Here is a 24,729-nt window from a genome sequence, read left to right on the forward strand (position 1 = left end):
CCAATCGTCCGAAGCTGCCCGTAGCTCTGGATTTTGTCATTGATGGAGATACGGAAGATACTCTGGATCACAATATAGCCGCCGATCAGAACAATGGCAATCACGCCAGCCATCAGTGCAAAATTAAAGGACTTAGAAACATAAGTAAAATACCTGTTGTTCATGCGGAGATTAGGAAGCTGATATTCCTCTGTAATCTCCCTGCAATAAGAAGTTATCAGTTCTTCGCCCAACTGGTCGCTGTTTTTGAAATGGACATAGGCGCGATAGCCAGTCGGGTCAAACCCTTTCCATTCTGTCAGGGCAGCGTTGGAAAGAATGATAGCGCAGGTATTCGCTTCTTTTTCATTTACGCTGTCCATAATGCCGGTAACGACATAATCACCATGAAAACTCTCGGTATCTAAGGTCACAGTATCCCCGATCTTGGCATTGTTTCCATAGGTGGAAAGAAAGTATTCGCTTACGACAACTTCATTTGCTTTTTCAGGAACCCGGCCCTCTAACAACTTCATCTGTGCCTTGGTAATCTCCATCATTTGCGCGTCGCAATACACATAGGACGCATGATAGCCTTGTTCCGAAAGTTCCTCACCCAGCATATAGTAGCCGCCTACGCGCTCAAACTCCGGCAGTCCTTTCAGGGTTTCAATGTCGTTTTCCTCTACGCCCAGCCAGACCGCCTCATAAGTATCGACAACCTGATTACGCTGCATTTGTGTCAGGGAAGTAGATACAATTCCCGTAAAGCAGATCAGAAATGCCGCCAGCGCAACGGCGATCACCACCATCAGATTCCGGCGCTTCTCGCTTTGTAAACTTTTCTTTGCCAGCTTCTTTGTAATGGCGCTGGTATCATTTTCAAAAGGCCATGTCATAGCCTGCCACCTCCTTATTCCACAATCTTGCCATCCTCAATGCGGATAATCCGATCTGCAAGGCGGGCAATGTCATTGTTGTGGGTAATCATTACGACAGTTTGCCGGAACTCCGCACTGGTGCGTTTGATAAGCCCCAGCACCTCGGCGCTGGTCTTACTGTCAAGGTTGCCGGTCGGCTCGTCGGCCAGCACAATGGCCGGTTTGGTAATCAGGGCGCGGGCAATCGCCACACGCTGCTGCTGTCCGCCGGAAAGATTGTTTGGCATATTTTTCAGTTTATCTTCCAGCCCCAGCAGGTGAACGATCTCGTCCAAAAACTTCTGATCCACCGTGTCCCCGTCCAGCTCCACCGGCAGGACGATATTCTCATACACATTCAGGATGGGAACAAGGTTATAGTTCTGGAAGATAAAGCCGATGTTGCGGCGACGGAAGATGGTAAGCTGTTCGTCGTTCTTCTTTGCCAGTTCTTCGCCCCGGACAGTCACGGTTCCGCTGGTGGGGGTGTCCAGCCCGCCCATCATGTGAAGCAGGGTGGACTTGCCGCTGCCGGAAGTTCCCACAACGGCCACAAACGCGCCCTCGTTCACAGAGAAGTTCACGCCATCAAGGGCGCGGGTAATGTTCGGCTCTGTGCCGTAATACTTTTTCAGATCAATCGTCTGTAAAATGCTCATACTCAAAACCCCTTTCAAGGCTTTCTGCCTGTTGATAAGGTTATTGTAAAACCCAAATGTCCGCGAAATGTTACAGCGGCCAAAAAATTTCATTGAAAATCTGGGTGAAATGTTACAATACTCGGACATTTCAAAAAAATTTTCGGCGGGCAGCCGGGAATGGCCGTCCGCCGCATTCTATTATACTGAACTTGAAAGACAGCAGCAGTTCAAGGCAAGCTGCCTTCCAACCCCTTTTTGAAAACAATACGGTTTTTCTGTGCCCCAAAACAATATTGTAACAAGCCGATAACTTTGTTTTTCCATTTCCTCTATTTTTGTGTTGATTCTCTTAATTACATTTTTAACGGTAATTTTTTCTAATGATTCTGTACGATACATCATATTTTTACGTCCTTATACGGGCCTAATTAAGTCATGCTCAAGCAATGTTTCAAATGTATTAACGGAGCCGCCATGCTCTACTATTTTGCCGTTTATTACTTTGTCAATATTAACACCAGTAAATACCAGTTTTTTATGTGTCGGCTTTATTCCCATCCATTCCCCTTCATGTGTACCTTCCATAAGAATTTCAGATATTACATAATCGCCATCAGAAAATTGCCGTAATATTTTTATCGTATAATCCGGGTAAGTCTTTTTTATAGCAACAAGATGTTCTCTCATACCTTCTAATCCAAATGGTATTTTTTCATTACCAATATTAAGGCGGCAGTCTTTCGATATATACTGGTAGAGTTCTTGCAACGAGTTTTTTGATACAACCAATTCATAGAAATTCTTTACAATTTGTTTGTTTTCCATCTATATCCTAATCCTCCATTTTTGAATTGCAGTGCATCTTCTGTAAAAATATTATCAATTCAAACCACAGTTGGATTGCTTTTTCTCGTTTATTCATAATACAGACACCTCGCTCATTTACTTTCATTTTGTAGGCAACATAATGGAAAATTCCGAACCTCTGCCTGGCTCCGAAACCACTTTGATATAGCCGCCCTGCCGCGTTATGATCTCGCGGGCCAGATAAAGGCCAATGCCAACCCCCTGTTGTTCGTGTACTTCTTCCTCACGATAGAAGCGCCGGAAGATGGCGGCCTGATTGCTTTCCGAAATGCCCTTGCCGGTGTCGGCCACTTTGATCTCCACATACATTTCCCACAGTACCACCGACACAGCGATTTCCCCGCCTGCCGGGGTGTACTTCACCGCATTGTCCAGCAAGTTAAAGAGGGCTTCGGATGTCCACTTACTGTCATGGGAAACGGTCAAATCCTCCGGGCAGTCTACGGACACGGCGATTTCCTTTTTCTCGGCCGCATACACGATCCCACTCATGGCCTGTGCCACGGTATCAAAGAGGCGTCCCGGTTTCTTATCCAACTGGATCACGCCCGTTTCCAGCCGGGAGGTTTTCACAAGAGCTTGAAAGAGAAAGTCCAGCTTATCCGTCTGGCTGCGGATTCCCCGGATAAAGTCTGTGCGCTCTGCCTCTGTCATGGGCTTTTCCAGCAGGGTGTCCGTCGCCATTTTCAGATTGCTTACCGGCGTTTTTACCTGATGGGAAATATCCGATACAAGGGTCTGTAACTCCTGCCGTTCCTCGTCCACCTTGCGACGGTTCTCCTGCATGATCTGGTAAAGTCTTGCCAGCCGGTGTCCGATTCTGGCAAGCTGGGTTTCGCTGTCCTCCGGGCGCTTTGGCGCTTCATTCCCAGCAATCATGTGGTCTAAGGTTTGGCACAGGTCTGTGGTAAACTGCGACAGCCGTTTTCCAAACGCCTGCGTCAGTACAAAAATCCCCACAAGGGCGCACAGCAGCAGCGCCCCGCCCGTTAGCAGCACCGCCGTCTGTTTTGTTACAAGAGACATGGCTATGGTGATCCCGGACATGGAGAGGACAAGTCCTATTGCAACCCGGTCAAACAGCCGCTTTACCGAAAGGTTTTGAAACTTCATTTTGCCTCGCCTCCCGTCCATTGATAGCCCATACCGTAAACAGTCTTGATGTAGGGGGCGCCGCCGCCGGATTCGATCTTGCTGCGAATCCGGCTGATGGAGGTTGTCAGGGTGTGTTCGTCCACAAACCTTTCGTCTATATCCCACAGCTTTTCCAAAAGCTGCCCACGGGTCAGCACTTGCCGGGGATTTTTACGGAACAGGTTCAACATTTTATACTCCATCGGGGATAGGGTCAGGGGCTTGCCGTTTAGGGAAGCCGTCTGCTCCGAGAAGTCCAGAAACAGCCGCCCGTCGTCGTAAATGTCCTTGGCCGGTTTGTGGTGTTCCAGCATGGCAAACATGGCTTTGATTTTCCGCTGCAAGGCCCCGATCACAAAGGGCTTTGTGATGTAGTCCACCGCGCCCACCTCATAGCCCCGTATCTGGTCGCTCTCCTGATCGTTGGCGGTCAGGAAAATCACGATGGTGTCCGGGTGCTGGGGCTTTATCAGTTTGCACAGCTCAAAACCGTTCCCGTCTGGCAGGTTGATGTCCAGCAGCACTAAGTCAAATTCCCGCTGGCGGATGGCGTTGGCTGCGGTTCTGGCGTTTAGGGCAGAAGTCACGCCGTACCCGTCTGCGGTCAGGTTATAGGCCAACATCTTATTCAAAAAACTGTCGTCCTCGACAATTAAAATCTGCTTCATATCCTCACTTCCTTTGCTTTTTGCAGATAGTATAACAGGCAAATGTCCGCGAAATGTTACAGCGGACGGATTTTTTCAAAAAAATATCCACCTCTATTATAATTTGATTTGGTTAGTGATACAAGGATAGCGTTTATATCTCACTAAAAAAACAGCATAATCATACCTGTTAGTCGGCATAATAAGGTTATTCCTTTGTGTAAATCGGCACGATAGAATATATTCGAGGTGAATGATTATGCCGATTGATGATTTAACCGCTTTAGGGCAAAAAATGCGGGAAGCCCGAAAAGGAAAAAGCCTGACACAGCAGGAGCTTTCTGATTTGAGCCATGTATCTGTCAAGCAGATTGCCAAGATTGAAAAAGGGCAGATGAATCCGTCCTTTTTGATTTTGAAGGCACTGGCAAAGGTACTGCCGATTTCTCTGGATTCTTTAATCAATCCGGATGTTTCCCCGGAAGATGAGGGAGCCGGTCAGATGAAGATGCTGTATTGCAGCTGCCCGTCAGAAATGCGTGAAACCCTCTTGCACCATACGCAGGAAACCATGAAAGAACTAACCGAACTATCCGAGAAATTTGAAACGAATTGAGCCGGTGAGTGAATTTAACAAATTCCTCACCGGCTTTGTTCTTTTTCGAGAAAAAGAAGGTTATCCCGTTCCGGGATAACCGTGGCAAGCAATGCCCCAGGATAGCCATCCGGCTCCTGGCGCTGCTTGTTGGGGATTCCCCAAGCCCCTTTGAACACAGAATTTCATTCTGTGGCTGCGCGTTCCTGCGGAACGCTTTTTACCGGCCTGCGGCGGTGAGAAAATGCGAAAAAACAGGCGCGTCAGCGATCCTGCCCCTGTTCCTTTTCCCGGTCATTCTGGCGTTCCTCCCCATATCCCATCAGCCGGTCCACGTTGGCTTTTGCGGCCAGCAGTTCCCGCATTTCCTCGCGGGAACGCCGGTACTCGGCATAGTCTTTTTTCTTTCCTTCCAACAATGTTGCGTACTCGGCCTGCAAGCTCTTGACGGTGGGCAGCTTCTTGATACCCAAATCGTCAAATGCCTGTTTTGCCGCCTTGTGGAGCAGAATATCCGCTTCATGTTCCGCTAAAAATTTCTTGGAATATCCCGCCTTGCGGTAGGCCGCATAGACCTCGCGGGTCTTGGCGTAATTGATGATGTGGGTCCGCAGTACGGCTATCTCCGCCATGCGGGTTTCCGCCGCCTTGATCTGCGCCGACAGCTCATTGTGGCGGGTGGTAGCAGCCGCCGCTTTTTCTTCCAAGACTGCATATTCCAGCAGGCCATGCTCGGTGAGGTAGTTCATTGTCTGCGCCATCTGTTTCAGATTGAATACCTTTGCCCAGCGCGCGTAGCCAGCGCCTTTTCCGGCCTGCAATTTTGCCTGAATATCCACCAGAAGATTGACCTTGGGAGTGGGAGTTGAAACCGCGTCTTTTCTGCGGGGCGTATGCTGCTTTTCTCCGGCAAGGACCGCCCGTATTTCATCTTCGCTGTACCCTTGTCCCAGCTTTTCATCCATGCGGGCAACATTCTTCCAGCCGGGGGCTTTGAGCCGGATTGCCTGTCCCCGGCGTGACACCTCACAACCCATTTCCGCAAGCAGCTTTAACAGCCCGTCAAAGTCTGCCGGTTTCTGTTCTAATGCCTGGTCAATCATCACGCGGAGCTGTTCCCGGTGGGAGGGCTTCGCCTGATCCCCCAGCCACTTGTTATAGCTTTTTCCATGCGGTTTTGGGTCCTCTACAATGGAATAGCCGTTCTCAACACAGATGGTATCGTTGAGCCGCCGGACCGCGCGGGTACTGCCCCAAAAGTTTCGGAATTTCCGGTCACAGTTCAGATTGACCGCGTTCCAGATGATGTGGTTATGGATATGGGACTTGTCGATATGGGTACAGACCACAAAGGCGTGACTGCCCTTGGTGAACCGCTTTGCAAACTCCACGCCCAGCCGGTTGGCTTCTTCCGGGGTGATCTCACCGGGGACAAAGGACTGCCGGACATGGTAGGCCAGCACATCGTCCTCGCCGCGTACCCGTCCGGTGGTGGAAATGTACTCCCGTTTTGCCAGCAGAAACTCGGCGTCGGCTACCCGGCTGTCACACGCAAAGCCGGTGACGAGCCTGCCGTTATCTGTCTTTTGCGGGTTGGATACATAGTCGATAATGTCACTGACCGCCTGACTTTCGGTGCGGCCTTTGCCAATGTGCAGCGGCATGATGCGTGTGGTTGCCATGATGGAATCCTCCCTTCATAACAAAACGGCCTGCATATGCAGACCGCTTGTTTCTTTTTATTCAACATTTTTATATCGGATTATCCTGTTTCATGCCAAAAGTAAATCACCCAAAGCTATCTGGCGTTTCCTTTTTCCCACCTCTCCAAACGGGATTGGCACAGTGCGGCAATTTCGTTTTTATCTTCCTCCGTCACATTCCTGCGTCCCTTTGTCCGCTGGATTTCCAGATAGCTTTCATAATCGGAAAGCAGAAGGTCAAAAAGCTCCTTTGGGGTACGGCAGACCATGCCGCTGCAATAGCCGGGTAATTCCCCTGTCCCATGAAACTCCACCCGGATATACCCATACCGGCTTTTGCAGACTTCCATTTCTGTATCCAATGCCAGATAGTCCCCAAAAATGTCTATCACCTGTTCAAATGACATCATAGCAGTCCACTCCTTTCGTAAAACCCTGTTCTGCCGCTATTATCCATGATTCCGGCACATCCGGCAAGTTTACCGTCAAAAAGAAAAAACGGAGGAAGGCGCGGCGAAGAACGCCGTTCCTCCCTCCGCAGATGGAGCAAACTATCCGGTCAGGAGAGCTTGGAAAGCTGGGCCAGTATCTTCTGCACACCCTCCCAAAGCTGTTCCTGCCGCTGGGATATATCCTCCAGGTCAGCGTCATAAACCCGCCCGGTTTCATGCACTTTACGGGTCAGCTGGTTCAGGTTGTTGCTGGAATAGCGCATCAGGGACACCAGCTCCTTCAGTTCCGGCAAATCCAGCTTTACCACATACCCGTCCAGCGCCATTTTCCGCAGATAGGCTTCCCGGTTGACGGTTCCAAGCTGGGACATTTTCTGCTCGATCAGAGCAAGCTCCTCCGGGGAAACCCGGAAATTCACCTGTACCTCCCGTTTCCGCTTTGCCGCGCTCATCGTTCCGGTTCCCGTTTCTTAGGGGCAGCGGGTTTGCGTTCCGGCGGCTCCTGTTTGAGTTTTTCCAGGACGGAGCCTTTTTCCGGGGCTTGAAGGACTTTCCGCGCCTGCTTCACAAACAGATCGGTCAGGCCGGGGTTGACCTTATCCACCACCAGGGCATAACTGTGGCGGGGATCGCCGCCATCCTCCGGCATGGGGATTGTTTTCGCCCAGGCTTTGTTATCGCGGGAGATACGCCCGTCATGCTCCTTTTTCAGCACCGTATTGGCAAGGATAACCTGCACACGCTCCGGCCCGAACTGTTCCAGCACTTCTTTGACAGCGGCCTCGGTATTCAGGCGGTTATCCCCATAGTGGGCGCTGATGGCCTGCTCAATGGCTTCTTTGCAGGCAAGACTGACTTGCAGGGAGGCGCGGTACTGCGCCATCTCCCCATGCTCGGACGCATAGGCGGCGGAGTGGGGATAGACCGGGGCGGCTCTCTGTTCCTCTTTTTCCTTGCACATCTCATTGGCCCGTTCCTCAATGCTTTCCCGGATCACATCCATATAGCCGGTTTCCAGCTTTTCAAAATGCCGGTACACATCAGCCAGCGGGGAGGGGGAATCCAGAAGCGCCTGTGCCTGGTTATCGGAGAGTTCCAGTTCCTCCATCGCCATCACAATGTCCTCCCGGACGGTGTACTCATAGGCATGGTTTAAGACCTCCTCCGGGGACTGGCTTTTCAGCCAATCCCGGAAGGTATCCTGTTCAGCGGCCATCTTCTCATAAAGGGCCGTATTCTTTTCGTTGCTGTTCATATTATCTTGCCTCCTGTTCCTGTTGTTTGGGTTTCTTTTCCATGCTGCGGGGCGGGATGGGGCGTTTCAGCCCTTCCAGCACCGAGGGCCTTTCGCGCTTGGCAATCGCCGCTTCTGGACGGGACTGCCCCTTGCTGTCCATGTTCAGCTCCATATCCAGCTCCACCAGACGGGCGTTCTTGACCCGCAATTCCTCCTCATAGGGGAAGGCTTTGCCCACTTCCTCCTTTGCGGCGGCCTGCTGCTGGTAAAGGTTATCCAGCTGGACTTTGACGCTTTCCAACCGCTGGGGCATCTGGGAAAGCGCGTTGTCAATCCGGGTCAGGTTGCCGCGCGGGTCCGCGCCCAGGGCGGTACGGTGGGTCATCCTGCCTTTCAGTTGGAGCATATATTCCTTCTGGAAAGCGTCAAAGGTTACAAACATAGCAAATCCCCGGTAGCTGCCGACCTGCACCGGCTCGGAGCCTTTAACCTCCTTGCAGGCGTCCAAAAGGGCGGCTCCGGCGTTCTCTTTGTCGGTGAGCGTATCGCCCCGGACTTCCATGCCGGTAAATCCGTCTGTCGGGTGGGGGTGCGCCGCCAGGGTTTCCATATCCGTTTCCAAGCCCTGGATAAAGCCTTTGTGTTTCTCGATCTCCTCCGGGAAGTGCTTTAACAGCTGATCTTCCAGCCGGTACTGCTTGCTCTGGTGGTCGGCCTTCATCAGCTTTAAGCGGGATACCTCCACATCCAAATCCATACGCTCCTTGATGCGGGGGTCCCCGGCGCATAGGGCCTTGATCTCCGCAAAGGACAGGGCGGTTTCGTCCACATCGTCACAGCTGCGGACCGGGGATTTTGAGGTCATGATCTGGGAGATGAATTTCTGCTTGTTCTCCACCGTCTGCCAGAGGTATGCGTCGAAGGTCCCTTCGGTCACATAGCGGTAAACATGGACCAGCGGGTTCTGGTTGCCCTGGCGCTCGATCCGCCCTTTTCGCTGGGCCAGATCTCCGGGCCTCCAGGGGCAGTCCAGATCGTGAAGGGCCACCAGCAAATCCTGCACGTTGGTCCCGGCCCCCATCTTCTGGGTGGAGCCTAACAGGACGCGCACCTGGCCGGAGCGGACTTTGGAGAACAGCTCCTTTTTGCGGACTTCGGTATTGGCCTCATGGATAAACGCGATCTGGCTGGCGGGCATACCCTGTGCGATGAGTTTCTGCCGGATGTCCTCATAGACCGTAAAGGCCAGCGGGTTCTCCGGCTCTGGAATTGCTTGTTCCAGCGCATGAAGCATCGGGTTATCCAGCGTCTTGGCCACCTTTTTGGAGCCAGCCGCCTGGGGTGTGGAAATGTCGCAAAACACCAGCTGGGTCAGCTTTTCCGGCTGTCCGTCCCGCCAGATTTGCAGGATATTGTCCACGCACTGGTTGACTTTTGTGCCGGGTTCGTCCGGCAGCATGGGGTTGATAATGCGCTGGTCCAGCCCCAGCTTTCGGCCATCCGAGGTGATTTTCAGCATATTGTCGGTTGATGGGTCAACGGTCCCCGAATGGACTTTGGCGGCGCGCTCGGAGAGGGCCTTCACCATATCCTGCTGGTGTTCGGTGGGCTTTGCCACGACGTTGTGGTATTCCACCTCCGGGGTGGGCAGGTCCAGCTGGTCGGCGGTCTTGATGTCCGCCACCTCTTTGAACAGGTTCATCAGCTCCGGCAGGTTAAAGAACTTGGAAAATCTTGTCCGCGCCCGGTAGCCCGTCCCCTCCGGAGCCAGTTCCAGGGCTGTCACCGTTTCCCCGAACCGGCTGGCCCAGCAGTCGAAATGGGTCATGTTCAATTCCTGGAGCCGCTCATACTGGAGGTAGCGTTGGATGGTATAAAGTTCGGTCATACTGTTGCTGACCGGCGTTCCGGTGGCGAACACAACGCCCCGGCTGCCGGTGATCTCGTCCATGTAGCGGCATTTGGCAAACATATCGGAGGATTTCTGCGCGTCTGTGGTGGAAAGCCCCGCCACATTCCGCATTTTGGTGTATAAAAAGAGGTTCTTATAATTGTGGCTCTCGTCCACAAACAGCCGGTCCACGCCCAGCTGCTCAAAGGTAATCACATCGTCCTTGCGGCCCTCGGCCTGCAATTTTTCCAGCCTTGCCTCCAACGATTTTTTGGTGCGTTCCAGCTGCTTGACGGTAAAGCGTTCCCCGCCGCTGGCCTCCACCTCGGCAATCCCGTCGGTGATCTCGTTGATCTGCTCCCGCAGCAGGCGCTCCTGCCGTTCCCGGCTGATGGGAATACGCTCAAACTGGGAGTGTCCGATAATCACCGCGTCATAGTCCCCGGTGGCGATTCTGGCGCAGAATTTCTTGCGGTTGTGGCTTTCAAAATCCTTTTTGGTGGTGACAAGGATATTCGCGGAAGGGTAGAGCCGTAAAAACTCAGAGGCCCACTGCTCGGTCAGGTGGTTCGGCACCACAAAGAGGGATTTCTGGCACAGGCCCAGCCGCTTGGATTCCATCGCAGCGGCTACCATTTCAAAGGTCTTGCCCGCGCCCACCTCATGGGCCAGCAGGGTATTCCCGCCGTACAGCACATGGGCGATGGCGTTTTTCTGGTGTTCCCGTAACGTAATTTCCGGGTTCATGCCCGCAAACCGGATATGCTGCCCGTCATACTCGCGGGGGCGGATGCTGTTCATTTCCTCGTTGTACTGGCGCACCAGCGTCTGCCGCCGCTGTGGGTCCTTCCAAATCCAGTCCCGGAAGGCTTCCCGGATCGCCATCTGCTTCTGGGCGGCAAGGGTGGTTTCTTTGGCGTTGAGTACCCGGCGCTCCCGCCCCTCGGCGTCCTCAACGGTGTCATAGATGCGGACATCCCGCAGGTTTAAGCTGTCCTCCAGAATCTTGTAGGCGTTGGCCCGGTCGGTTCCGTAGGTGGTGTTGGCGGCTACATCGCCGTACCCAACGGCGTTTTTGCCGGTGATCTGCCACTCGGCGGTGTAGGAGGCATACTTGACCTCGATCTGCCTTTGCAGATAGTAGGGGGTGTGGAAGGTTTCGTACATGAATTGCTGGATGTAGTCTTTGTCAATCCAGGTAGCGCCCAGGCGCACCTCGATTTCCGATGCGTCCAAATCCTTGGGCTGGGCGGCGGTGAGCGCCTCCACATTGACAGAAAAGGCGGGGTCTTTGTCTGCCGCCCGCTGTGCCTGCCGCAGTTTCCGGCGCACGTTGCCGGAGAGGTATTCATCCGCTGTCACATAACGGGGCGTTTCCCCCTCCGCCAATGGTCCGGGCAGACGGAAGATCACGCCCCGCAGTTCCTGCGCCAATTCCTCCTGGGTTTTGCCGCTCAGTTCGGCCATGTACGCCATATCCACCTCGGCCTTTTCCGCGATGGAAACAGCCAGGGCTTCACTGGCGGTATCTACCGAGGTAACAGCCTGATGGGGCTTGATGGTGCGCTTGGTGAACATATCCGCCTTTTGCTTCAGATGTTTGTTATCGTCAATGACTTCCAGCGCGCAGAGCAGATAATAGCTGGAATCATCGGCAAAGGCCAGCCGGTTCCCCCGGTCATTGATAAGGCCGTATTTTGCGGAAAATGCGTCATAGAGCCGGTTCAATTCGGCCTGGGTTTCACGGATTGCCGCATCCGAAACAAAGCTGTCCATCTGCTGTGCGATGAGCTTCTGCACACAGTCCCGCAGTTCCACCAGCCCTTTTACGCGGGCCTCGGCGGTGGCGTTTAAGTCGGGGCGCACCATGCGGCTGTTTTCCCGATAGTACACCGCACCGTCCACAACGGTATAGGAATAGTTTTTTACATCAGGGTCAGCGGGGATAGAAGTATCAATTTCTTCCCCCTCGCCCAGCTCCGGCAGTTCGGCCTCCTGGTAGGTTCCGCGAATATATTTTATGGCGTCGTGCAGCTGGTCGGAAAGTTCCAATCCCTCAATGGGATTTACGGTGTAATCCATGCCATGAGCGGTGCTTTCCGGCTCCTGCCTGCCCAGCACCATTTCCGGGTGGTCCAGGAAATAGCGGTTGATGGTAAAATCATCTTCGGTCTGTCCGGTCTGCGTCCAGTCCGGGGCAATGTCAATCGGGCGGTCCCGTTTTTGCAGGAAAATGATGTCGGATACCACCTCTGTCCCGGCATTGGCCTTAAACGCATTGTTGGGCAGACGGATCGCGCCCAACAGCTCCGCCCGCTGCGCCAGATACCGGCGCACCGTAGAATCCTTGGAATCCATCGTGTAGCGGCTGGTGACAAAGGCCACGACGCCGCCTGGACGCACCTGGTCCAGCGATTTGGCGAAAAAGTAGTTGTGGATGTTGAAGTTCAGCTTGTTATAGGCCCGGTCATTGACGGAATACTGGCCAAACGGCACGTTTCCTACGGCTAAATCATAAAAATCCCGCCGGTCAGTGGTTTGAAAGCCCGCGATAGTGATGTCTGCTTTGGGATAGAGCTGTTTTGCGATGCGCCCGGTGATGGAATCCAGTTCCACGCCGTACAGTTTGCTGCCCCGCATTTCCTCCGGCAGCATACCGAAGAAATTGCCCACGCCGCAGGAGGGTTCCAGGATGTTGCCGGTCTGGAATCCCATTTTCCCCACCGCTTCATAAATGGCCTGGATAACGGTAGGGCTGGTGTAATGGGCGTTTAAGGTGGTCCCTTTGGCGGCTTCATATTCCTCCGGGGACAGCGTTGCGTAGAGTTCCGCAAACTCCTTTGCCCAGGTGGGCTTGTTCTCGTCAAAAGCGTCTGACAGACCGCCCCAGCCCACATACCGGGAGAGTGTTTCCTGTTCTTCCGGCGTGGCCTGCCGGTTTTCAAATTCCAGTTCTTTTAAGAGGCTGATAGCGTCCATATTGGCCCGGAATTTTGCTTTCGGCCCTCCTTCGCCCAGGTGAATGTCGGTGATACGGAAGTTCCCGGCTGTCGGCTGGGGTGGGGTGGGTTCCGGTTTCTCTATGTGCAGGGTATGAATCTCCACATCATAGGGCAGGTGGTTCTGTTCGCCCGGATAACGGGTGACAGGGGTGGTAGTCATTCGCGGCGCTGGTTCCGGTGCGGGAGGATTCCCCAAATCCGGCTGTTTCTCTGCTGGCTGTTCCTTTAGCTGTGCCGGTTCGTGGGAGAATCCGTCCAGTTCCTGCTGGTAGAGGGCGCGGAGTGCGGCGGCAACCGGTTCCCAGCTTTCATACAGCGCCGCCAGAACCGTTTCATCCTCCCGCAAAATCTCTACTTCCATGCCTTTGTCGGTTGTTCTGTAATCTGCCGTATCCCCGGTTTCCAGCTGCATGGTTTCCACTGTACCCGAAAACCGCTGGGAAAGATGCTGGGCAACAGCCGGATTGCCTGCGCCGCTTCGGAGCAGTACCGCTATATCCTCCTTTGCCAACCCATCCAGTAAACCGCCATCCCCGGTCAGAGCCTCCCGTAAATCCGGGGAAAACTGGTCCAGATCGGCGGGGAGATAGTCGGTGATGGCGCTGTTGCGCGGGTCCTGCCGGATGGCGCGTTCAAACTGTTCTTTGCTTTCTGTCCGGTAAACGGGGTAGGCCAGCGCGGGGTCATTCAGCTGGACATAGCCCTGCTGCAAATCGGTGATGCGGTACTCGGTATCTTCCAGAAAAACAAAATCCCCTACGCCATAGGCCGATGCCAGCGGGTCGCGGGGAAGTGTTCCCGGTTCGTCCGCAGCGGGTGCGGCTGTTTCCTGTGCCGGTTCCTCTTGCCGGTTCGCCTTTATCTCTTGTGGTTCCAGCCCGGCCAGGAATTGCTCCGCAGCTTCTTCTCTTGAAAATGTCCGTACCGTTCCATCAGAGGCGGTATAGTAATCATTGGTCTGATTATCCCAGACAGCAAACGCATCTTCCGGGTCGGGAAACGCATCGCTGGTCATAACAACGGAAAAGCGTGGTTCTGCTTCATCGGCGGCAATCTGTTCCACATCAGCCATGACCTGCTGAATAAAGGGGTCATTGTCCAGCTTCTCCGGTTCCACTACCTGCCCGTTTACAATGCCGCGCTGGGCCAGATTTTCCCGGATTGCGATAGGGTCTATATCGTCCAGATTATCCCGTTCTGCCTCTGTAAAAAAGCGGTCCTCTTTGATAAGCTGGGCGATCCGGCGCTGTACCTTGGGCCAGGGCAGTTCCATTTCTTCGAGGCTTCCGGCGCGGACAATAAACAGGTTTGTATGTTCAGGACCGCCGTACTCCCTGGACAGCCATGCGGCGGTATCTTTTTCCCGCCCATGCTCCTTCATATAGCGGACTACGGCCCGTTTGCTGTCCATATCGCCGTTCCATGCACAGAGGGCTTCGTCAATATCGTCCTGGGAGAGAGGGCGCAGAAGCTCATGGAGCTTTGGATAGGTTTCGGCAATCACCTCTTGATGCAGGCGGTGGCGGAACTCCGGCACATCCGAATACTGTTTGAGAAGCTGCAAATCACCGGAGCCAAGAACCGCGCGGCGTACAGCGGCGTTGCCCTCAATCACAGCGTTTTCATGGTCAGTATGGCCGCAGGCGTTGCGGTATGCCGTATCCTCCATGATGGCGGCGGTCACAACCGGCTTGTACTGTTCCAGCAATTCTTCCAGCGCGGGCTGGGGCGGTTCTGTTTCGGTTTCATGGACAGGAGCAGGCTGGCTCTGTGATTCTACAATGCCCGCCTCTGCCAGTTCCTTTTCTGCCTGGATTTTCTCATACTGTTCCCGTTCTGCTTCGGTCAGATAACGATCCTTTTGGATCAGGCCGGCAACCAGCTTCACGACCTTATCCCAGGTCAGGCGTACATCGTCACAGCCGTTTTTCTGGTAGCGCAGGCCCTTTCCATCGTGATCTTCGCCACTGTGCGTTGCACCGGACAGTGCGTGGGAGCGTCCGCCGGTTCCGTATTCCTGCCGGAGAAACGCGGTTTTTTCCTTGTCGGTATGGGGCTGCTGGAAAAAGGCATAAATGCGCCCTTTGCCCCCGGCAAAACCGCTGCCGCCAGAAAGGGCCGCGCCGATCTCATCCTCCGTAATAAACTGCTTAACCGCAGGAACCTCTGCCATTTCAGATGAAAAGGCTTTGCGGGGCAGTGACAGGTCTTTCAGGTTTTCCCAAATCTCCTTTGGCTTGTGGTAATGGAAACGCAGCAAGTTACGGTCTTGCGTATAGGCAGTCCAAAAGGCGGCGTATTCTTCTGTGAGGGGCTGGCGGAAAGCCGGGTCACGCAGCTGCTCAGTGAGCCATGCGGATTCTTCTGGAAACCCGTTGCCCTTGATTTCTGACAGACTGGGTAAATATCCGGCTTCTCTGGCTTCATCGCTCAAATCGTGATACAGGTTCCAGAGCTTGTTGGCAAGGAGGGAGCGTTCATAACCCTCCGCCTCGGCAAGCTCCACATTGGAAGCAAATTGACCGGATTCCAACAGCTCGCCAATACGCTCCGCCGCGCCCTCCCAGGAAATAACCTGTGCGGATTTATCATATCGGGCGGATTTTCCATGAGAGAGATGGATTCCGTCCTCACCATACCAGACTGTGATACGGCCTGCATCGGTGGTAAAACCGTTACCGCCATGATAGAGGGATTGCAGGGCGGCGGCAATCTCCGGGACCGGCTTCTGCTTTTCAAATTCAGCTGTCACGCGCTCCCGCAGACGGTCGGTATTGCCGCCCAGCCGCAGCACATGGTCAATGTCCTTTTGGGCAAAAGAAAAAGCAGAGGACGCTTTCACATTCTCTGCTTCATCAATATTCTGAATCTGTTCTGCTTCGGAAAGAAACAGGTTTAAGGTCAGCTGTTGATAAGTTCCGCCAGCAGAATCTCCTCCGCCTGGGCCTTGCAGTTGTTCATCAGACCCACCCACTGCATCTGATCGCGGGCTTTCAGTTCCTCCGTCACGCCCGCCGCCTGCGCCAGTTTGGGCATCAGCTGCTCCAACCGGCTGTTCGCGGTCCGGTCGATCTCCAACAGGTGCGGGTACAGCTTCTCGCTCATCAGCAGACGGTTGTAAAGGATGGGCCGGTGTTCCTTCAAGTAGGTTTTCCGCATCCTGCCGTACTTGCCCAGGGGCATTTCGGGCTGTTCTGTCAGTTGCAGGTCGGGAATCAGATAGTCCCCGTTCCGGCTGTAAGTCAGATTGTTCTTCATGTTCTGTTCTCCTTTCCTGAGCGGCCTGCCGCTCCGCATTTAAGATGGTGACGCCGATCTGCCGCAGCACCTGCTGGTTGATCTGGCTGACCGCCGTTCCCAGCGCCCCAACGGTGGCCGGTGTGTTGAAATCGAAAACCGGCATGAAATCCTCATGGGTGAAATACTGTTCCGGGGCCAGCCCACAGCGGGACATCAGGGAATAGGCGATGCTGACGGTGGCGGCGGCTTTGAATTGGACTTCGATGTTAAGTTCATCGTACTCCTCTAAAAAGGAATCGTCAACGATGTAAAGAAAGTCCCGCCCGTTGTCCGCCCAATATTCCCCGGCCAGCCTGCGGGCGATCTCGGTCAGCTGCCCGCCTAAATCATCGCCGCCCACCTCATACCGGTTTTCCAACATGGCGGAGATGGAATCTATATGCCGTTCCTCCATCTTCCAGAGCCAGGGTGTGCGGGAATGTTCGCGGGTTCCAGTGTCGGAGATGTCAAAGACATACCGCAGCCGGGTCCGGTCCCCGGAATCGTCCACCAGGGCGATGCCCTTGGAGCCGCGCCGGACATAGCGGCCCATCTTGTCATTCCACAGGTCATACTCCGCGCAGGCGGTAGCGTCCGGGCGCTGGGCGTAGATCATCAGCTGGTCGTGGAAGGGGTATTTGTAAAGCCTGGAGGCTGTGTCGAGAAACCGCATCCACTCATTCCAGCTGGAAGTGAGCTGCACCGCCGCATGGTCGGCCATCTGTGCGTACATCTGCGCTTTGGTTGCCATTGTTTTCGGCCCTCCTTTCGGGTTTTGGATAAAAGGAAGGGGCGGCACAGCGCCAGCCCCTCCGGTCTGTTGGTTCCTATTCGTCAAAGTCCGGGTACAGTTCCAGACTGTCAAACTCCGCGTCCGTCATGGCGCGCAGCTTATGAAGGGCGCTGTCGGTCAGTTCCATCAGCTCCGTTTCCTCCGGCGAGAGATAGCCGCGCATCTCGGTCAGGCTCTCCATCAGTCCGGCGCGGGTTCCGGTGTTGTAAATACACATCAGATTCATTTCTTCAAAGGTAAAGTGTCCCATATCAAAGCTCCCTTTCCGCGCTCTTTTTCGGCGCTGTCTTTTTGCTTTCCTGCTTCGGCTGCTGGTGGAGCTGTTCCACCACCGATTTCCGCTTGTCCCGTTCCTCCCGGTGGACCGCATCCGCCAAATCCATCAGGGAGATCGGCTGGCCGCTTCTGGCCTGCTGTTCCAGCTGGGCTACGGTCGGCTCTTTGGGGCCGTTGTTGATGATCCCGTCAATCATGCCGTAATCGTCCTCCATAGACATTTCCGCATTTTTCAGCGGGTTGTCCGGCAGGAATCCGGGAATCTCAGTAAAACCAACGCTGTCGCAGTAATGGCAGGATACCATGCCATCCCGTTTAACAGCAACAATGTCGCTGACACTCATGGAGGGGCTGTGAAAATCCACAGGCTTTTGCAGATTGAACTGCTCATATAGTTTTTCCAGCTGCTCCATTTTAGTGCCGGAGCCGCCCAGCGGGGCGGTGTAGATCAGGTCATAATTGCCCCGGTCCACGGGGATGTCATGGGATTTTAGCCAATCCAGATTCATAAACCGCACATTCTGCGGGTCCTCCCGGCTGACCTGATAAATGGCGAAGCAGTCCCCCTCATGGGAAAGAAACGCCTGCTCCCGTTCCTGCTGGCGGTTCAGCCGTTCCTGCACCAGTGCGTCAAAGGCTGGGCTTTCCTCCCATTCCTCGCGGGAAAGGGCGAACACCGTACCGGGCAGCTGGGATTCAAATTCCTCCCGGTCAAAGAGCATTTCCGCGCCGCCCCCGTCCACCACCGCGTACACCGTCAAATCCTGCTCAAACAGTTCCAGCGCCCGCTCTTTGGAGAGGGGCAGCAAGTCCCCGTCCTGATAGCCGCAGTTTTTCAGATCGTCCTCCCGCAGCAAAGGGTCCGGCATCGGGTATTCATCCAGCGCCTGCTCCGGCGCGTCGGGCAGCTGGGCGGCTTCTGCGGCATGGCCGATGGAATCCAGCGCCCGCAGGTTTTGGCTGGCGGGCAAAAGGGCGTATTCCCGTTCCTGTTCGGCGGTCAGCGGCTGGGGGTAGTCGATACAGCCAAAGGCAGTGATGGAATCCTGTTCCACCTTTACCGGCGCGGCCAGTTCAGTGATGGTTTTCCCGTCCATCAAAGGATAGGTTCCCACATTCAGAGATTCCTGGGTAATGTAATAGCGGAACATGGAGGGGTCCTGCTCCGGCAGTTCGGCGGGGATTTTCCAGGAGGGTTCCGGTTCAGGGGAAACCTCTTGATTCTCCGTATCGGCCTGCGGGTTTTCCGGCTGCATGGTTTCTTTTCCGGCGTCCTGCTCCGGCCCGGATTCCAGATCAATGCCGCGCTCCTTGCAGACCTCCTGAAAATGGCGGTCAATATCGGCAATCAGAGTACCGGCGGTCTTGTTGATGGTTTCCAGGCTGGCCCGCAGTTCCTTCAGCTCCTTGCCCTGGCTCCAGTTCGCAATGTACCCAAAGCTGTTTGCGCCGGTCTGAATCCCAAAATATTGGCAGACCGCGTAAGAGATGCTCTCGGCCTCCACCTCCTCGGTGCGCCGGTCCTTTTTATGGTCCTGCAAAAACCGCTGGGCGGTCTTTTCGCCGCCGTTAAAGTCCAGGCCGGATTCATCGGTCAGAGGGAGATACCCTTGCTCCGGCAGTTCCAGCGGCTTTGCGGTTATGACGGAACCGGCGTGGTTGACGATAACCTGTTCCTCTACGGCAACCGGCGCGCCGGGGTCATCATCGGAACCGCGCAGGTCATAACAAAACAGTCCGTCCGGCAGATCGTCTGGGGCAATCCGGTCATTGGAGAACAGGGCTGGCTGTCCAAACAGCTCCACTTCCTGATACAAGGGCGCGTCCGGGTTGTCCGGCACATCAAAATTGTGCAGCTTGCTGTGGGCGATCTCATGGACAGCGGCGGAAACCGTCTGCACCTCGCTCATGCCCTGGCGGATGGCGATGCGCTGCTCAATGGAAGAAAAATATCCGTCCGTATCTGCGTCCATTTCCTCAAACGCAAGGGGAACCGGGGCGGAGCGTTTCAGCGCCTCCATAAACGCCTCAAAGTGCCGGACATTCCCGAACAGGTCCGCCGCCAGGGAGGGCAGGGGCTTTCCGTCCGTCTGGCTCACATCAAAGACCTTGACCGGACGGAACAGCGGGATTTCCACCTCTTTTTCCTCCATGACCACCCTGCCGTTTGCGTCCAGCACCGGTGCATGGGTGTCCGGGTCCAGCTTCTGTTCCTCGATTTTCTTCTTATAGGGGGTGGGCGCGATGATGGTGATGCCGCGCTCGCCCTTCTTCACATGGCGCTCAAACTGGTTCTTCCACTTGTTATAGCCAGCCACAAGGGTCGCGTCCGGCTTCTGCATATAGATCAGCATGGTATTATTGACCGAGTAGCGGTGGAACCGGGACATCACCGACAGATAGCGCATATACTTTTCGCTCTCAAACAGTTCCTTGATGTTCTGCTCAATGCCCTCGGTGATTTCCCGCAATCGCTCCCGGTTGGTGGGTTTCTCTGCCATTTCCTTGTTTCTCCTTTCCAAATCCATGATTTTTGTTAGGTGTTCTGCAATCCATGTTTTTTGTTCCTCTCTGCCATCCTCCATCAGAAAGTCCAGAAGATACTCCACATAGTCCTTTTGGTGCAGCGCCTCCACAAAAAGGGGGTGCGGCTCATCCTCTGGGGTCAGGGGCGCAAGGCCGGTTTCCCAGCCCCGCAGCAGATGGGCGTAGTCTGCCAGCGCGCGGAAACACCGCTGCTTTGATTCCCGGAACTTCTGCGCTTCTGACTTTTGACGGACATAGGTTTTCTTCGGGGGCGCCTGGCTGTCATAGAGCAGGCCAAAATCCTGGGCCAGTTTTTCCGCCGCCTCTTTGGGGGAGAGGTTATAAAGTCTGGCGGCAAAGTCGATCACATCACCGTCCGCCCCGCAGCCGAAACAGTGAAAGCGGCGGTCTAATTTCAGGCTGGGCGTCCTGTCATCGTGGAAAGGACAGCAGGCCATGCCGTTCCGCTTTACCTCGATTCCATAGTGTTCCGCCGCTTCTCTGGTACTGATGGACTGCTTTACCGTTTCAAAGACATTCCCGCCCATGCTTATTGACCGGAGGAGGATTTCAACGGCGGCTTATAGCCTGCGGCCCTGGCCCGCTCACTGGCGGCTTTGCGCCGCTTTTCGCTGTACGGCTCCCGGACCGATACACAGCGTTTGGGGACAATGAAGTTGTGGGCGTCCTTCTTGATGATCTGCTCCGGGTATTTTTCCGCCAGCTGCTCCAGCTTCTTCATCAGCTTGGGGTCATGGGTATAGACCTCTGCCGCAGACTCGGCCTGGTTATAAAGGAGAACCGTTTCCTGTTCCAGCAGCGACAGCTTCATCACGAGCCTCCTTTCCGCTGGCCAAAGTCCAGCTTGAAGTTCACATACTCGCCGGTATCCTCCAAAAGCACATCCGCGTCATAGGTTTTTCCGGTTTTTTCCGAGTAGCAGCCGGTGAGCCTTGCCCGCCCGTCTTTTAAGAGGGCCGCGACAATGGCCTTGGTGGGCTGTTTCTTCTTGGCGCTCCACCACTTGCTGTCTTTCCAGATGGCAAATCTGCAAGTTTCACTTTGGCAGAAAAATCCCTTTTGCGATTCTGTAACCTCACCGCCGCACCGGGGGCATCTGCCTACTGCTTCGCGGGGCGGGGAGAACAGGTACTCGGTCCCCTTAACCACCTGATAGGTTGCCGCCAGCTCCCGCAGCATGGCGTAAATCCCGGACAGAAACTCCTCCGGGGAAAGCTCGCCGCGCTCAATCTCGCCCAGCCGGTACTCCCACTCGGCGGTGAGCAGCGGGGATTGCAGCTGCTCCGGCAGAACCGTAATGAGGGAACGCGCGTCGCGGGAGGGCATCAGCTGGACCGTCTTTTTGCTCTTTTTCCGTTCCAGAAAACCGGTGGAGGCCAGCTTTTCCAGAATCCCGGCGCGGGTGGCAGGCGTACCCAATCCCTTGCGCTCGGCGGTATCCGGCATATCTTCTTTACCGGCGTTCTCCATAGCCGACAGCAGAGTATCTTCGGTGAAATGCTTTGGCGGGCTGGTTTTCCCCTCCTTGACGGAGGCATTGGAAACGGACAAAGATTGTCCCTCGGAGAGTTCCGGCAGTGTCTTTTCCTCTGGTCTTTCCTCCGGCTCCGGGGCATTTTTCAGACCGGCGTGATAAGCGGAATCCAGCCTGCGCCAGCCGGGGCGCTGAATGGTTTTCCCTTTTGCGGCAAACTCCTGACCGGCGCAGACCAGCGTGGCGGCGGTTTCCTCGTAGAGATGGGGTTCCGCCACCGCGCACAGCAGCCTTGCGGCCACCAGCTCCAACACCGCTTTTTCCCCCACAGGGAGGGCAGACAAATCCGCATCCCGAAGATTGCGGGTGGGGATCACCGCATGGTGGTCGGTCACTTTCTTATCGTTGATGACCGCCTCCGGGTTGCAGGTAATGCCGATCCCCTTTCGGAACGGCATGGCATTGGCGGTGAGGTTGACCAGCACCGGCAGGCCCTCCGCCATATCCGAGGTCAGATACCGGCTGTCCGTCCGGGGATAAGTACACAACTTTTTCTCATAGAGGTTTTGCAGATAATCAAGCGTTTGCTGGGCGGTAAACCCCAGCAGGCGGTTGGCGTCCCGCTGTAAGGTGGTCAGGTCATAAAGGGCGGGCGGCTTTTCGGACTTCTCTTTCCGCTGCGCCTGCTTCACCACCGCAGAACCGCCCCGGCAGGCGGTTTGCAGCTCTTTCGCGGCGGTTTTGTCTTTCATCCGCGCCCCCACAGCGGTAAATCCGGGCAGTTCCAGCGCCACCGTATAGAACGGCTCCGGCTGGAAGGCTTCAATCTCTGCTTCCCGCTGGACGATAAGGGCCAGTGTAGGGGACATAACCCGCCCGATGTTGAGGGTCCGGCGGTACAGCACCGAAAACAGCCGGGTAGCGTTGATGCCCACCAGCCAGTCGGCTTTGGCGCGGCAGAGCGCCGCCTGATGCAGACCGTCATAGTCCGCGCCGGGGCGGAGGTTTTCAAAGCCCTCCCGGATTGCCGAATCCTCCATGCTGGAAATCCAGAGCCGCTTCATGGGCTTTTTGCAGCCCGTCAGCTCATAGACGTTGCGGAAAATCAGTTCGCCCTCCCGTCCCGCGTCACAGGCGTTTACCACCTCCGTCACATCCGGGGCGCACAGCAGCTTTTTGAGAATATCAAACTGTTTCTTCTTGTCCTGGCCCACGCTCATTTTCCAGTCCGAGGGCAGGATCGGCAGATCGTCATAGCGCCACTTGGCGTACTTGGGGTCATAGCTGTCCGCATCGGCAAGCCCGGCCAGATGCCCCACGCACCAGCTGACCCGCCAGCCGTTCCCTTCCAGATACCCGTCCTTGCGGGCATTGGCTCCGATCACAGCAGCCAGGCTTTGGGCCACCGACGGTTTTTCAGCAATCACAAGGCGCATAATCTTCATCCTCCCATTCTTCCCGCATAGATGTACGCAGCTTTTCCTCAATGCTGTTGTCCTCTGTCAGCATCAGGTCATAGCCGAACCGGTAATCATATCGGTACAGTTTTCCTACCAGATCATTGATGAGGATACGGCAGGCCAGAATGACACGTTTTTTATCCACCTGCATCAGCTGGTAGCGTTGATAATCGCTGTAATAGGACTCCTGCCGGTGCGCGCGGCTGTTGGCGTCCTCCAGCAGCCAGTCCACCGGGTCCTGGCAGCCTTCCTCTTTTTCCCCCTCCATATATTTCAGCAGTTCCATCACCATCGGAAAGCTCTGCTCGTCCATGCGGGCTTCTTCTTTCAGATAGCCGATCAGGGCGCATAAAAGCAGGCGGGCCGCTGTCTGTTCCCGTTCCGTTAAAGCCTCCATCGTCTTTGCGGCGTCCGGCAGAAGCCTTTCCCCTACAAAAGTTTCCACATCGCCGGAGTACAGCTGGCGGATGGAATCTATGGACAGCGGGGCAGTTGTGTCGCCATCCATAGAAAAGTCATAGAAGTCATCGCTCTGTGCAGGCTTTTTCCGAAGTTTGCGTATCAGGGCAGAAACAATGTCGCCGCCCAGATACACCGCCAGACAGCACAGGTCAAAAACAGCGATGATTTTGATAAATAAAATAAGATACTTCATTTCCGATCTCTCCTTTCTTTCAGCTGCTTTTCCAGTTCCCGGTGGCAGAATCCCACACAGGGCCTCCCGTAGTTGCCGCAGCCATAGCAGGGGTGGCTTTTGGGTAAAGAAGGAGGGCGGGAAGTTTTCTTCCTGCCCTCCGGTTTCTGTGTCATCATGCGCTCAAAGGGGCTGTCGGTGAAGCGGGTCATTCCGGTTCTTCCTCACTTTCCTCCGGTTCCTCCTCCGCGCCCTCCTCGGATTCCCACAGCTCATCTTCCTCATCGCCGTAGTCGTAATCGTCCAGATTGTCCGGGCCTTTGGTTTTCGGCTTGTTCTTTATAAACTTGAAGTAGTAGAGCGCGCCCCCGCCGCCTAACAGGGCCACAACCAAAAGCAGGACAGCCGGATTCATGCCGGACTTTTTCTCCGGTTCCGGCTCCATTGCAGGCGGCTCCTCCGGTTCCGCCGCCTTGCCGGTGCAGCTTGTCATGGTAAAGGCGCAGACCGGGCAGTTCCGGTTGATTGCGCCTGTCTGACATTTCTCGGTGCAGCTACAAACAGCGGGAGGCTCCTCGCTGTCCCCGTCCTCCATCAGCGCCATCAGGTCGGCTTCGTCTACCTGGTTGAGAAAATGGACGGTGTTTTCTCCCTCGTCATCCCGGTCCACCAGGATGTAAAAGTAGTTGCCGTTTTTGGTGGTAACGGTAATCAGCTGCTTGTTCCCGCCGTAATCGTCCACCAGGGTGGCGTTGCCATCCGGGGTGAGGGGAGGCGTTTCCTCCGGCTGCTCCACCTGTACGTTGGAATCGTTGGTTTCATCAGCCGGTTCCCCGCCGCCGCCCGCATAGGCAGGGACAGAAAAACCGCCCATGAGGACCAGGGCGGTGCAAAATGCGGCCAGTGTCCGCAATAACTGTTTAGATTTCATCGTGATTTTCCTCCTTTTCCTGGGTATCGGGTGCAGGCGTTCCCACGCCGGGAATCCCGCCGCCGGACAGCAGCGCGTTCAGCTCCTGCGGGGTCATGCGGACCGCCCGCACCAGCTGGACGATTTGCAGGTTCTCCGCCTCGGTTTTCTGCGCCTCCAATTCCCGCAGCTTGTTCTGGTATTCCGCCAGCTTTTCGCGGGTCTTTGCGATCTCCCGGTCAATCCGGTCGATTTTGTTCGTTGCCATCTGTAAACACTCCTTCCCAT

General features: G+C 55.0%; 20 protein-coding genes and 1 pseudogene. 1 reads left to right on the forward strand and 20 read right to left on the reverse strand.

Going from position 1 to position 24,729, the window contains the following annotated elements; genetic code table 11:
• From C816_RS10415 to C816_RS10435, 6 genes and pseudogenes are all read right to left on the reverse strand, one after another.
• Positions 1-878, reverse strand: a pseudogene (locus tag C816_RS10415) (ABC transporter permease); the annotation flags it as partial.
• A gap of 14 nt (positions 879-892) precedes the next feature.
• Entirely contained in the window at positions 893-1,558 is a 666-nt protein-coding gene (locus tag C816_RS10420; RefSeq protein WP_016322361.1) for an ABC transporter ATP-binding protein, read from the reverse strand.
• 180 nt (positions 1,559-1,738) lie between these two features.
• The gene (locus C816_RS24275; protein ID WP_162288734.1) at positions 1,739-1,942 is read right to left on the reverse strand and encodes a hypothetical protein; all 204 of its coding nucleotides are present in this window, start codon (positions 1,940-1,942) and stop codon (positions 1,739-1,741) included.
• Positions 1,943-1,954: 12 nt separating this feature from the next.
• Positions 1,955-2,365, reverse strand: coding sequence for an ester cyclase (locus C816_RS10425; RefSeq protein WP_016316885.1), 411 nt, complete (start codon positions 2,363-2,365; stop codon positions 1,955-1,957).
• A gap of 123 nt (positions 2,366-2,488) precedes the next feature.
• The gene (locus tag C816_RS10430; RefSeq protein ID WP_016316886.1) at positions 2,489-3,520 is read right to left on the reverse strand and encodes a sensor histidine kinase; all 1,032 of its coding nucleotides are present in this window, start codon (positions 3,518-3,520) and stop codon (positions 2,489-2,491) included.
• On the reverse strand, positions 3,517-4,209 hold the full coding sequence (locus C816_RS10435) for a response regulator transcription factor (protein WP_016322364.1): 693 nt from the start codon (positions 4,207-4,209) through the stop codon (positions 3,517-3,519). The genes C816_RS10430 and C816_RS10435 overlap by 4 nt, the downstream gene beginning before the upstream one ends.
• Positions 4,210-4,447: 238 nt before the next feature.
• Between C816_RS10435 and C816_RS10440 the strand changes: the two genes are divergently transcribed.
• A complete protein-coding gene (locus C816_RS10440) occupies positions 4,448-4,804 on the forward strand; it encodes a helix-turn-helix domain-containing protein (protein WP_004070777.1) in 357 nt (118 codons plus the stop codon).
• A 242-nt stretch (positions 4,805-5,046) separates the two neighbouring features.
• Here the strand turns inward: C816_RS10440 and C816_RS10445 are convergent, their stop codons facing one another.
• The 14 genes from C816_RS10445 to C816_RS10505 all read right to left on the reverse strand — a co-directional run bounded on the left by C816_RS10445 (position 5,047) and on the right by C816_RS10505 (position 24,709).
• Positions 5,047-6,465, reverse strand: coding sequence for a relaxase/mobilization nuclease domain-containing protein (locus C816_RS10445; RefSeq protein WP_016322365.1), 1,419 nt, complete (start codon positions 6,463-6,465; stop codon positions 5,047-5,049).
• Between the two features lie 116 nt (positions 6,466-6,581).
• Positions 6,582-6,896: a hypothetical protein gene (locus C816_RS10450; RefSeq protein ID WP_016322366.1), complete on the reverse strand. Its 315-nt coding sequence runs from the start codon at positions 6,894-6,896 to the stop codon at positions 6,582-6,584.
• 149 nt (positions 6,897-7,045) lie between these two features.
• The gene (gene mobC, locus C816_RS10455; protein ID WP_004070769.1) at positions 7,046-7,390 is read right to left on the reverse strand and encodes a plasmid mobilization protein; all 345 of its coding nucleotides are present in this window, start codon (positions 7,388-7,390) and stop codon (positions 7,046-7,048) included.
• Positions 7,387-8,193, reverse strand: a complete 807-nt coding sequence (locus C816_RS10460) for a DUF3848 domain-containing protein (protein ID WP_016322367.1) — start codon at positions 8,191-8,193, stop codon at positions 7,387-7,389. The genes mobC and C816_RS10460 overlap by 4 nt, the downstream gene beginning before the upstream one ends.
• A 1-nt stretch (position 8,194) precedes the next feature.
• Entirely contained in the window at positions 8,195-15,910 is a 7,716-nt protein-coding gene (locus tag C816_RS10465; protein ID WP_242832181.1) for an SNF2-related protein, read from the reverse strand.
• Positions 15,911-15,969: 59 nt separating this feature from the next.
• On the reverse strand, positions 15,970-16,326 hold the full coding sequence (locus C816_RS24890; RefSeq protein WP_242832182.1) for a TnpV protein: 357 nt from the start codon (positions 16,324-16,326) through the stop codon (positions 15,970-15,972).
• An 848-nt stretch (positions 16,327-17,174) separates the two neighbouring features.
• Positions 17,175-17,390, reverse strand: coding sequence for a transposon-transfer assisting family protein (locus tag C816_RS10470; protein ID WP_016220730.1), 216 nt, complete (start codon positions 17,388-17,390; stop codon positions 17,175-17,177).
• Position 17,391: 1 nt separating this feature from the next.
• A complete protein-coding gene (locus tag C816_RS10475; protein ID WP_016322369.1) occupies positions 17,392-20,490 on the reverse strand; it encodes an LPD28 domain-containing protein in 3,099 nt (1,032 codons plus the stop codon).
• Between the two features lie 2 nt (positions 20,491-20,492).
• A complete protein-coding gene (locus C816_RS10480) occupies positions 20,493-20,774 on the reverse strand; it encodes a hypothetical protein (RefSeq protein WP_004054600.1) in 282 nt (93 codons plus the stop codon).
• A complete protein-coding gene (locus C816_RS10485; protein ID WP_016322370.1) occupies positions 20,774-22,873 on the reverse strand; it encodes a DNA topoisomerase 3 in 2,100 nt (699 codons plus the stop codon). The genes C816_RS10480 and C816_RS10485 overlap by 1 nt, the downstream gene beginning before the upstream one ends.
• Positions 22,854-23,552, reverse strand: coding sequence for a hypothetical protein (locus C816_RS10490; RefSeq protein ID WP_016322371.1), 699 nt, complete (start codon positions 23,550-23,552; stop codon positions 22,854-22,856). Before C816_RS10490 ends, C816_RS10485 begins: the two co-directional genes overlap by 20 nt.
• Entirely contained in the window at positions 23,549-23,743 is a 195-nt protein-coding gene (locus C816_RS10495; RefSeq protein WP_004054605.1) for a hypothetical protein, read from the reverse strand. The genes C816_RS10490 and C816_RS10495 overlap by 4 nt, the downstream gene beginning before the upstream one ends.
• Positions 23,740-24,462, reverse strand: a complete 723-nt coding sequence (locus tag C816_RS10500; protein ID WP_016322372.1) for a DUF4366 domain-containing protein — start codon at positions 24,460-24,462, stop codon at positions 23,740-23,742. The genes C816_RS10495 and C816_RS10500 overlap by 4 nt, the downstream gene beginning before the upstream one ends.
• Positions 24,452-24,709, reverse strand: a complete 258-nt coding sequence (locus C816_RS10505) for a DUF4315 family protein (RefSeq protein ID WP_016322373.1) — start codon at positions 24,707-24,709, stop codon at positions 24,452-24,454. Before C816_RS10505 ends, C816_RS10500 begins: the two co-directional genes overlap by 11 nt.
• Positions 24,710-24,729 lie beyond the last annotated feature (20 nt).

The organism is Oscillibacter sp. 1-3, assembly GCF_000403435.2.
GTDB lineage: Bacteria > Bacillota > Clostridia > Oscillospirales > Oscillospiraceae > Oscillibacter.

Excerpts from the sequence above, each read along its gene's own strand:
- C816_RS10420 (WP_016322361.1), bottom strand. The coding sequence starts at position 1,558 with ATGAGCATTTTACAGACGATTGATCTGAAAAAGTATTACGGCACAGAG.
- C816_RS24275 (WP_162288734.1), bottom strand. The coding sequence starts at position 1,942 with ATGATGTATCGTACAGAATCATTAGAAAAAATTACCGTTAAAAATGTA.
- C816_RS10425 (WP_016316885.1), bottom strand. The coding sequence starts at position 2,365 with ATGGAAAACAAACAAATTGTAAAGAATTTCTATGAATTGGTTGTATCA.
- C816_RS10430 (WP_016316886.1), bottom strand. The coding sequence starts at position 3,520 with ATGAAGTTTCAAAACCTTTCGGTAAAGCGGCTGTTTGACCGGGTTGCA.
- C816_RS10435 (WP_016322364.1), bottom strand. The coding sequence starts at position 4,209 with ATGAAGCAGATTTTAATTGTCGAGGACGACAGTTTTTTGAATAAGATG.
- C816_RS10440 (WP_004070777.1), top strand. The coding sequence starts at position 4,448 with ATGCCGATTGATGATTTAACCGCTTTAGGGCAAAAAATGCGGGAAGCC.
- C816_RS10445 (WP_016322365.1), bottom strand. The coding sequence starts at position 6,465 with ATGGCAACCACACGCATCATGCCGCTGCACATTGGCAAAGGCCGCACC.
- C816_RS10450 (WP_016322366.1), bottom strand. The coding sequence starts at position 6,896 with ATGATGTCATTTGAACAGGTGATAGACATTTTTGGGGACTATCTGGCA.
- mobC (WP_004070769.1), bottom strand. The coding sequence starts at position 7,390 with ATGAGCGCGGCAAAGCGGAAACGGGAGGTACAGGTGAATTTCCGGGTT.
- C816_RS10460 (WP_016322367.1), bottom strand. The coding sequence starts at position 8,193 with ATGAACAGCAACGAAAAGAATACGGCCCTTTATGAGAAGATGGCCGCT.
- C816_RS24890 (WP_242832182.1), bottom strand. The coding sequence starts at position 16,326 with ATGAAGAACAATCTGACTTACAGCCGGAACGGGGACTATCTGATTCCC.
- C816_RS10470 (WP_016220730.1), bottom strand. The coding sequence starts at position 17,390 with ATGGGACACTTTACCTTTGAAGAAATGAATCTGATGTGTATTTACAAC.
- C816_RS10475 (WP_016322369.1), bottom strand. The coding sequence starts at position 20,490 with ATGGGCGGGAATGTCTTTGAAACGGTAAAGCAGTCCATCAGTACCAGA.
- C816_RS10480 (WP_004054600.1), bottom strand. The coding sequence starts at position 20,774 with ATGAAGCTGTCGCTGCTGGAACAGGAAACGGTTCTCCTTTATAACCAG.
- C816_RS10485 (WP_016322370.1), bottom strand. The coding sequence starts at position 22,873 with ATGCGCCTTGTGATTGCTGAAAAACCGTCGGTGGCCCAAAGCCTGGCT.
- C816_RS10490 (WP_016322371.1), bottom strand. The coding sequence starts at position 23,552 with ATGAAGTATCTTATTTTATTTATCAAAATCATCGCTGTTTTTGACCTG.
- C816_RS10495 (WP_004054605.1), bottom strand. The coding sequence starts at position 23,743 with ATGACCCGCTTCACCGACAGCCCCTTTGAGCGCATGATGACACAGAAA.
- C816_RS10500 (WP_016322372.1), bottom strand. The coding sequence starts at position 24,462 with ATGAAATCTAAACAGTTATTGCGGACACTGGCCGCATTTTGCACCGCC.
- C816_RS10505 (WP_016322373.1), bottom strand. The coding sequence starts at position 24,709 with ATGGCAACGAACAAAATCGACCGGATTGACCGGGAGATCGCAAAGACC.